Below are 7,779 nucleotides of genomic sequence, written 5' to 3'. Positions count from 1 at the left end.
GGGTATGGGGCGGAGCCCCGCCAGGGGTGCAGGGGACGGAGTCCCCGCCGGGGTCTGGGGCGGAGCCCCAGGTGGGGGACTTCTCAGCCGACCGTCACGGGTGGGTGGGTGGGAAACGCCGGGGTCCAGGGGCGCAGCCCCTGGCGGGGTCTGGGGCGAGTCCCAGCTACGGCCAGGGCCCCGGCCCGTCCTACAGGAACGCCAGGTTCACGACCCCGTAGGCCGCGGCGGCGACCAGTGCGGCTGCCGGCATGGTGATGAACCAGCCGAGGACGATGTTCTTGGCGACGCCCCAGCGGACGGCGTTGACGCGCTTGGTGGCGCCCACACCCATGATCGCGGAGGTGATCACATGGGTCGTGGAGATCGGCGCCTTGAAGAGGAACGCGGTGACGAACATGATCGACGCGCCGGTGGTCTCCGCGGCGAAGCCCTGCGGCGGGTCGAGTTCGATGATCTTCCGGCCGAGCGTGCGCATGATGCGCCAGCCGCCGGCGTAGGTGCCGAGGGAGAGCATCACCGCGCAGACGAGCTTCACCCACACCGGAATGGGGTCCGCGAAGGACTGGTGTCCGGCGATGACCAGGGCCAGTACGACGACACCCATGGTCTTCTGGGCGTCCTGGAGGCCGTGGCCGAGGGCCATGCCGGCCGCCGACACCGTCTGCGCTATACGGAAGCCGCGCTTCGCCTTGTGGGGGTTCGAGCGGCGGAACAGCCAGAGGATCACGGTCATCACCAGGTAACCGACGATCAGGCCCACCACCGGGGACAGGAACATCGGCGTGATGATCTTGTCAAGCACGCCGTTCCAGTGGACCGCCGTGCCGCCCGCGAGTGCCGCGCCGACCATGCCGCCGAACAGGGCGTGCGAGGACGACGAGGGCAGGCCGAAGTACCAGGTGACCAGGTTCCAGACGATCGCGCCGACCAGCGCCGCGAAGAGGATGGCCATGCCCGAGGAGCCGGTGGGCGTCTCGATCAGGCCCTCACTGACGGTCTTGGCGACCCCGGAGCCCAGGAAGGCGCCGGCCAGGTTCATCACCGCGGCCATGGCGAGAGCCGCCCGCGGGGTCAGGGCCCGGGTCGACACCGACGTCGCGATGGCGTTCGCCGAGTCGTGGAATCCGTTCGTGTACGTGAAGAGGAGCGCGACCAGGATGGTCACGAGAAGCGCGAAGGTGTCCATGGACGGGTCAGGACTCCTTGACGGCGATGGTCTCCACCGTGTTCGCCACGTGCTCGAACGCGTCCGCCGCCTCCTCCAGCACATCCACGATCTGCTTGAGCTTCAGCACCTCGATCGCGTCGTACTTGCCGTTGAAGAGGTGTGCGAGAAGCTTTCTGTGGATCTGGTCCGCCTGGTTCTCGAGGCGGTTGACCTCGATCCAGTACTCGGTGAGGTTGTCCATGGTGCGCAGGCTCGGCATCGCCTCCGCCGTCAGCTCCGCCGCTCGTGCCAGGACCTCGATCTGCTGCTCGACACCCTTTGGCAGTTCTTCGACGTTGTAGAGGACGACCAGGTCGACGGCCTCCTCCATGAAGTCCATGATGTCGTCGAGGGACGAGGCGAGGGAGTAGATGTCCTCGCGGTCGAACGGCGTGATGAACGAGGAGTTCAACTGGTGGAAGATCGCGTGCGTGGCGTCGTCACCTGCATGTTCCGCGGCCCGCATACGCTCTGCGATCTCGGCCCGGGCGGATGCGTCCGCCCCGAGCAGTTCCATCAGGAGTTTCGAGCCGGTGACGATGTTGTCCGCGGAGGCGGCGAACATGTCGTAGAAGCTCGTCTCCCTGGGGGTCAGACGAAAGCGCACTTGGGGTCCTCGGGGTGCTTCGGTTTCGGTCAGGGTGATGCTAGGCGCATCATCCGGCCACGGCTAATGGGCCGTCCCCCAGTGTCACCCATCGGTCAAACCGATCATCAGGGGGGCGTACCAAGACCCCTCTACCCACGGAAGTTGGTTACCATATACCCACCAGGGGTATGTGTCCGGAGCTCTGCTACGACTGGAGGGGCGCGATGACGACGACCGAGGCCGGTGCCACGGCGCCCTCCGAGACGGGTGGCGGCACCACTCACGGATACCACAAGCAGAAGGACGAGCACCTCAAGCGGCTGCGCCGGATCGAGGGCCAGATCCGCGGCCTGCAGCGCATGGTCGACGAGGACACCTACTGCATCGACATACTCACGCAGGTCTCCGCCTCCACCAAGGCCCTGCAGTCCTTCGCCCTCCAACTGCTGGAGGAGCACCTGCGCCACTGCGTCGCGGACGCGGCCGTCAAGGGCGGCTCGGAGATCGACGCGAAGGTGGAGGAGGCCACGCGGGCGATCGGCCGTCTGCTGCGTACCTGAGGGACGATCCCCGCAGGTCAGCCGTGGGCCGGGGTCCTTTCCTCGGCCACGCGCAGCACTTCGTCGATGCTCTCCAGGCTGAGCCGTTCCTCGGCGGCCGACGCCGCGATGATCAGCTCTCCGCACAGTTCGATCTCGGCGAGGGCCACGTGGTCCTGAACTGCCGTACCGCCGACCGGAGCCACGTGCGTCACCTCTTCTCTGCCGTTACCGGCTTCCTAGAGTAGGCAGGGCCCAACACACCGCGCATGGCACGGACGGGCTAGTTCGCGGCCAGCCGCTCTGACTAGTGCTACCGTCCGCTGTTCCGTTCCTCGGATGGCTGGTTTTCGGCGATCCGCCCCGCGTAGATGTCCTTCGAGGGCGGCAGCCGGACGTCCGCCGGGGTCCCGAAGTCGTACAGCAGTGTGGTCGAGGCCACGGCCACCGTACCCTTCTGCCGGCCGTTGACGAACGAGAAGCTCTGCCGGATCTTGCGGATGCGGCCCTCGTCGTCCAGATAGGCGTCGAACGGGACCTCGGCGGTGGCGAACCCTTTCGCCGCCGCCGCCAGTGCCTCCCGGTTGCCCGCCGAGGCGCTGCGTGCCGCCCGGGCCAGGTCGGCGGTGCCGCGGAAGTGCCGCACCCCGATGCCGTCGAGTTCGCTCCGCCCCACGTACCTCGCCGTCCGTGTGCCGCGCAGCAGCTCCGCGGCGGCGTACGGATCGGTCGCCCCGCCCGTGACCAGGTTGCCGTCGGAGAGGGTCGCGATGTCCACCCGGACCCATTTGTCCGGGGGTACTCCGGCGCCGCGGTTCTTCATGAACAGGGCGCCGGGGGCGAGGAGTTCCGTGATCGGACGGTGCTCGGCCTTCCCCGCGGGGTCCTGCGGGAGTTGCACGGTCAGCCTGCCGAGCTGTCTGCGGTAGTCGTAGACGCCCTTGCCGCGGATGGTGACGCGGGTGCCGCCGGTGGCCATCTCCATCGACGTGACGGCCTGGGAGCTGCCCGCCTCGCGCAGGGTTCCGGCGGCGCGGTGCAGTGCGGTGACCGGGTCGCCCGCGCCGCGCGCGTCCTCGGCGGCGGCCCCGCTGAAGGAACAGCCCGTGGTGCCGAGGCCGAGACCGGCGGTGATCCCCACCGCGAATCCCACCATGCCGGCCGTCCCGCCCGCCCGCCTGTGCTGCCGCCGATCCATAGCCTGCCTACCCCCAGCCGGTACGTCCCTCACACGCCCCCTGTCGACCCGGTTAACGACGAGTAGGGGGCGGCCGTCACGCGTGCGTCCGGCGTGTGGGGGCAGAGCTCGGCAGGCACCTGACGAGTCGTTTACCGCGGCGTGGGTAACGTTGTCGGAGTGGCACAGCAGGACGGCTCCGAGCGGAGCCGACAGGGGCAGGACCATCTCACGACGACGACCGAACAGGGCCGGTTCTGCGTGGCCCGCTGTTCCTGCGGCTGGCGCGGTCCCGCCCGCCGGGCCCGCAGTCAGGCGAGGGCGGACGCGGAGGGGCACACGGGCTGCTGACGGGCGCCCGGGTCACACGGGGGAGTGGCAGACCAACTCGTCGACGAGGTCCCGGTCCCGTGGCTGGGTGAGGCGGTCACGGGCGGCGGCGGGGGTCAGCCAGAGGATGCGGTCCACCTCGTCGTTCGGGGTGAAGCCGCCGGCGACGGCCTCGGCCGCCCAGTAGCGGACCTCCTTGGCCCGGCCGCCCGTCGAGTAGCACACCGTGGACAGCCCGGCGCCGGGCTCGGCGGTGTACCCGGTCTCCTCCGCCACCTCCCGCACGGCGCCCGCCAGTGCCTCCTCGCCGCGCTTGAGCTTGCCCTTGGGGTGGGACCAGTCGTCGTACTTCGGCCGGTGGACGAGGCAGACCTCCAGCCGGCCGTCCACCGGTGAGCGGCGCCACAGTACGCAGCCCGCTGCCTGCACGGGGGTGTCCCTCGGGGTCGTCACCGGTGCTTCACCGCCTCGTCTCGGAACGCGAAGGGGGTCAGGGGGTGGTGGCCGTCCGCTTCTGCCAGCACTGCTGGAACGCGAACCGCGCCGCCTCGACCTCGTGGCGCTGGTCGGCGTGGAGCACACCGAGGGCGTACGCCGTCGCCGGGGCGATGCGCGGGGTGCGGGCCGCCTGCGCCGCCGCCGCGGAGGCCTCCGAGGCGTCCCGGTGCCGGTTGAGGGACTGGCCGGCCGTCAGCAGCCGCATGTCGACGGGGGTGCCCGGGCCGTGCAGCACCTCGCGGGCGTAGCGGTGCAGGCGCAGCAGCAGGCGGACCTGGTGCCACGGGCCGTCCTGGGGGTGGAGGGACGGGTCCGGGGACAGGCCGTGGACGAGGGCCTCCGAGTTGTACGGGTGGCCGGCGATGACCAGGGGGAGTGCGGAGATCGCGTCGGTGAGACGTTCCTCCGCGGCGGCGGCCAGCGGGCGCAGGTCGGTGGTCGCGGCGGCAGCGGTCAGGGGGACCTCACTGGCCAGTAAGGCGACCTTGTCGGCGACGGCGTGGAAGCGGGAGGAGCCGAGCGCCTGGAGGGCGGTGGAGTGGGCGCGGGTCCGGGCGAGGGTGAGCTGGCGGTCGAGCAGCGCGCCCGCCTTCGCCGCACCCACGGTCAGATTGCCGCGTTCCACCGGCAGTCGGTCGGGCGCCATCCCGTCGGTGCGGCCGCCCACCGCCGCGCCGACGGGCTGGGCGGGTACCGCCGTGGCCCCCGACAGCCGGTGCAGCGCCAGCAACAGCCGCTCCAGCCGGGCCTCGTAGGCGTGCTCCAGCCCCAAGGTTCCCGACAGCCAGGCCAGTTCCGGCCGGATCTCCTCCGACCAGGCGGTGTCGAGCAGGGGGCGGAAGGTGTGCAGGCTGCCGCTGATGCGGCGGGCCGAGCGGCGCAGGGCGCGCGCCGCGTCGACGGACCCCTCCGCGCCGCCGGCCTCCCCCGCCTTCGTCCTCGCGCGGGCGGGGTGGCCCCCGTCACCGGTCTCCCGGTGCAGTCGCAGTGCGCGGAGGAACTCCGTGGCCTGGGCGCGCAGGTAGCCCGCGAGGGCGTCCCCGGTCGTCACCCCGGCCGTCGGGTCCGTCGGGTCAAGGTGTTGCTGTGCCACGCCGGCGCCTCCGGGCGTCTATGAGCATCTCCTGGACGTTGCGCAGGGGCTGGCCGTCCCCGTCGACCGCGTGTCGCGTCCACTCGCCGTCCGGGCCCAGGTGCCAGGAGGCCGTGGTGTCGGACATGCCGGTGTCGAGCAGCCGGTTGAGGGCGGCCCGGTGGGCCGGGTCGGTGACCCGGACCAGGGCCTCTATCCGGCGGTCGAGATTGCGGTGCATCATGTCGGCGCTGCCGAACCACACCTCCGGTTCGCCGCCGTTGCCGAAGACGAAGACGCGGGAGTGCTCGAGGAAGCGGCCGAGGATGGAGCGGACGCGGATGTTCTCCGACAGGCCGGGGACGCCGGGGCGCACGGCGCAGATGCCGCGCACCCACACGTCGACCGGCACGCCCGCCTGGGACGCGCGGTAGCAGGCGTCGATGATCGCCTCGTCGACCATCGAGTTGACCTTGATGCGGACGAACGCGGGGCGTCCGGCACGGTGGTGCAGGACCTCCTTGTTGATCCGCGCGACCAGGCCGTCACGCAGGGACTTCGGGGCCACCAGCAGACGGCGGTAGGTCTCCCGGCGCGAGTAGCCGGAGAGGCGGTTGAACAGGTCGGACAGGTCCGCGCCGACCTGCGGGTCGGCGGTGAGCAGGCCCAGGTCCTCGTACAGGCGGGCCGTCTTCGGGTGGTAGTTGCCGGTGCCCACGTGGCTGTAGCGCCGGAGGGTGTCGCCCTCCTGGCGCACCACCAGGGACAGCTTGCAGTGGGTCTTCAGGCCGACGAGGCCGTAGACGACGTGGCAGCCGGCCTCCTCCAGTTTGCGCGCCCACTTGATGTTGGCGTGCTCGTCGAAGCGGGCCTTGATCTCGACCAGGACGAGGACCTGCTTGCCGGACTCGGCGGCGTCGATGAGCGCGTCGACGATCGGGGAGTCGCCGGAGGTGCGGTACAGGGTCTGCTTGATGGCGAGGACGTCCGGGTCGGCCGCCGCCTGCTCCAGGAAGGCCTGCACGGAGGTGGAGAAGCTGTCGTACGGGTGGTGCAGCAGCACGTCACGGCTGCGCAGCGCCGCGAAGATGTCCGGCGGCGAGGCGGACTCCACCTCCGCCAGGTCCCGGTGGGTGCCCGCGACGAACTTACGGTACTTCAGCTCGGGCCGGTCGAGTCCGGCGATGCGGAAGAGGCCGGTGAGGTCCAGGGGGCCGGGCAGCGGGTACACCTCGGCCTCGGTGATCTTCAGCTCGCGCACGAGCAGGTCGAGGACCTCGCGGTCGATGTTCTCCTCGACCTCCAGGCGCACCGGCGGTCCGAAGCGGCGCCGCATGAGCTCCTTCTCCAGAGCCTGGAGCAGGTTCTCGGCGTCGTCCTCCTCGACCTCCAGGTCCTCGTTGCGGGTGACCCGGAAGGTGTGGTGCTCCAGCACCTCCATGCCCGGGAACAGCTCCTCCAGGTGGGCGGCGATGACGTCCTCGAGGGGGACGTACCGGCCCGGGGAGCACTCCAGGAAGCGGGAGAGCAGCGGCGGCACCTTGACGCGCGCGAAGTGGGGGGTGCCGGTGACGGGGTTGCGTACCCGGACGGCCAGGTTCAGGGACAGTCCGGAGATGTACGGGAAGGGGTGCGCCGGGTCGACCGCCAGGGGGGTGAGGACCGGGAAGATCTGGTGCCGGAAGAGCGTGAAGAGGCGTGCCTGCTCCTTCTCGGTCAGCTCGCCCCAGCGCACCAGGTGGATGCCCTCCTCCGCGAGGGCGGGGGCGACGTCCTCGTGGTAGCAGGCGGCGTGCCGGGCCATGAGCTCGCGGGAGCGGGCCCAGATCATCTCCAGGACCTCGCGGGGCTGGAGACCGGAGGCGGAGCGGGTGGCGACGCCCGTCGCGATGCGGCGCTTCAGGCCGGCCACCCGGACCATGAAGAACTCGTCCAGGTTGCTGGCGAAGATCGCCAGGAAGTTCGCCCGCTCGAGCAGGGGCGTGTCGGGGTCCTCGGCGAGCTCCAGGACCCGCTCGTTGAACGCGAGCCAGCTGCGCTCCCGGTCGAGGAAACGACCCTGCGGCAGCTGTACCCCGTCGACCTGCGATTCCTCGTACGCGTCGAGATCGGCATCGATGTCGGGTTCCAGGTCGGAGACCACGGCGGCCACGGTGTGCGGGCGGTGCGCGGCGATGGAGCCCACGGAGGGCTGCGCGTGCTGGACCTGTGCCTGGGTGTCTGGCTGGCTCATGACCCCATTGTTCCGCGTCACGAGCGATACAGGCGCGTCGGAACGTGCGGGTGGGAGCGTCACGGCCCCGTTCCCCGCGGGCACCCCGGGGGGCGGCGAAGGCTCTGGCACGGCGGGCTTCATTGGCCGAG

Annotated in this window: 9 protein-coding genes; 2 read left to right on the top strand and 7 right to left on the bottom strand. The window is 70.8% G+C overall.

Annotated features, from left to right (window positions below; translation table 11 throughout):
- Positions 1-190 precede the first annotated feature (190 nt).
- Together ACWC21_RS38555 and ACWC21_RS38550 are read right to left on the bottom strand one after the other, a co-directional pair.
- On the bottom strand, positions 191-1,189 hold the full coding sequence (locus tag ACWC21_RS38555; protein WP_450889060.1) for an anion permease: 999 nt from the start codon (positions 1,187-1,189) through the stop codon (positions 191-193).
- A gap of 7 nt (positions 1,190-1,196) precedes the next feature.
- On the bottom strand, positions 1,197-1,817 hold the full coding sequence (locus ACWC21_RS38550) for a DUF47 domain-containing protein (protein WP_132852521.1): 621 nt from the start codon (positions 1,815-1,817) through the stop codon (positions 1,197-1,199).
- 206 nt (positions 1,818-2,023) lie between these two features.
- Between ACWC21_RS38550 and ACWC21_RS38545 the strand changes: the two genes are divergently transcribed.
- Complete coding sequence (locus ACWC21_RS38545) at positions 2,024-2,359, top strand: metal-sensitive transcriptional regulator (RefSeq protein ID WP_450889058.1); 336 nt, start codon at positions 2,024-2,026, stop codon at positions 2,357-2,359.
- Positions 2,360-2,376: 17 nt separating this feature from the next.
- Here ACWC21_RS38545 and ACWC21_RS38540 read toward each other — a convergent pair whose 3' ends face one another.
- Together ACWC21_RS38540 and ACWC21_RS38535 are read right to left on the bottom strand one after the other, a co-directional pair.
- Positions 2,377-2,544 (bottom strand): hypothetical protein, encoded by a 168-nt coding sequence (locus ACWC21_RS38540; protein WP_450889066.1) that lies wholly within the window; start codon positions 2,542-2,544, stop codon positions 2,377-2,379.
- Positions 2,545-2,651: 107 nt separating this feature from the next.
- Entirely contained in the window at positions 2,652-3,536 is an 885-nt protein-coding gene (locus tag ACWC21_RS38535; RefSeq protein WP_450889056.1) for a hypothetical protein, read from the bottom strand.
- A gap of 159 nt (positions 3,537-3,695) precedes the next feature.
- On the opposite strand from ACWC21_RS38535, the gene ACWC21_RS38530 reads away from it, so the two are divergent.
- Positions 3,696-3,866 (top strand): hypothetical protein, encoded by a 171-nt coding sequence (locus tag ACWC21_RS38530; protein ID WP_450889054.1) that lies wholly within the window; start codon positions 3,696-3,698, stop codon positions 3,864-3,866.
- A gap of 12 nt (positions 3,867-3,878) precedes the next feature.
- Here the strand turns inward: ACWC21_RS38530 and ACWC21_RS38525 are convergent, their stop codons facing one another.
- The 3 genes from ACWC21_RS38525 to ACWC21_RS38515 are packed head-to-tail and all read right to left on the bottom strand — an operon-like array spanning position 3,879 to position 7,771.
- The gene (locus ACWC21_RS38525) at positions 3,879-4,298 is read right to left on the bottom strand and encodes an NUDIX hydrolase (RefSeq protein ID WP_450889053.1); all 420 of its coding nucleotides are present in this window, start codon (positions 4,296-4,298) and stop codon (positions 3,879-3,881) included.
- A 37-nt stretch (positions 4,299-4,335) separates the two neighbouring features.
- On the bottom strand, positions 4,336-5,436 hold the full coding sequence (locus tag ACWC21_RS38520; RefSeq protein ID WP_450889051.1) for a CHAD domain-containing protein: 1,101 nt from the start codon (positions 5,434-5,436) through the stop codon (positions 4,336-4,338).
- A complete protein-coding gene (locus ACWC21_RS38515) occupies positions 5,417-7,771 on the bottom strand; it encodes an RNA degradosome polyphosphate kinase (protein WP_450889049.1) in 2,355 nt (784 codons plus the stop codon). The genes ACWC21_RS38520 and ACWC21_RS38515 overlap by 20 nt, the downstream gene beginning before the upstream one ends.
- Positions 7,772-7,779 lie beyond the last annotated feature (8 nt).

It is taken from the genome of Streptomyces sp. NPDC001348 (assembly GCF_053597535.1).
This window is presented reverse-complemented; position numbering and strand designations above follow the sequence as displayed.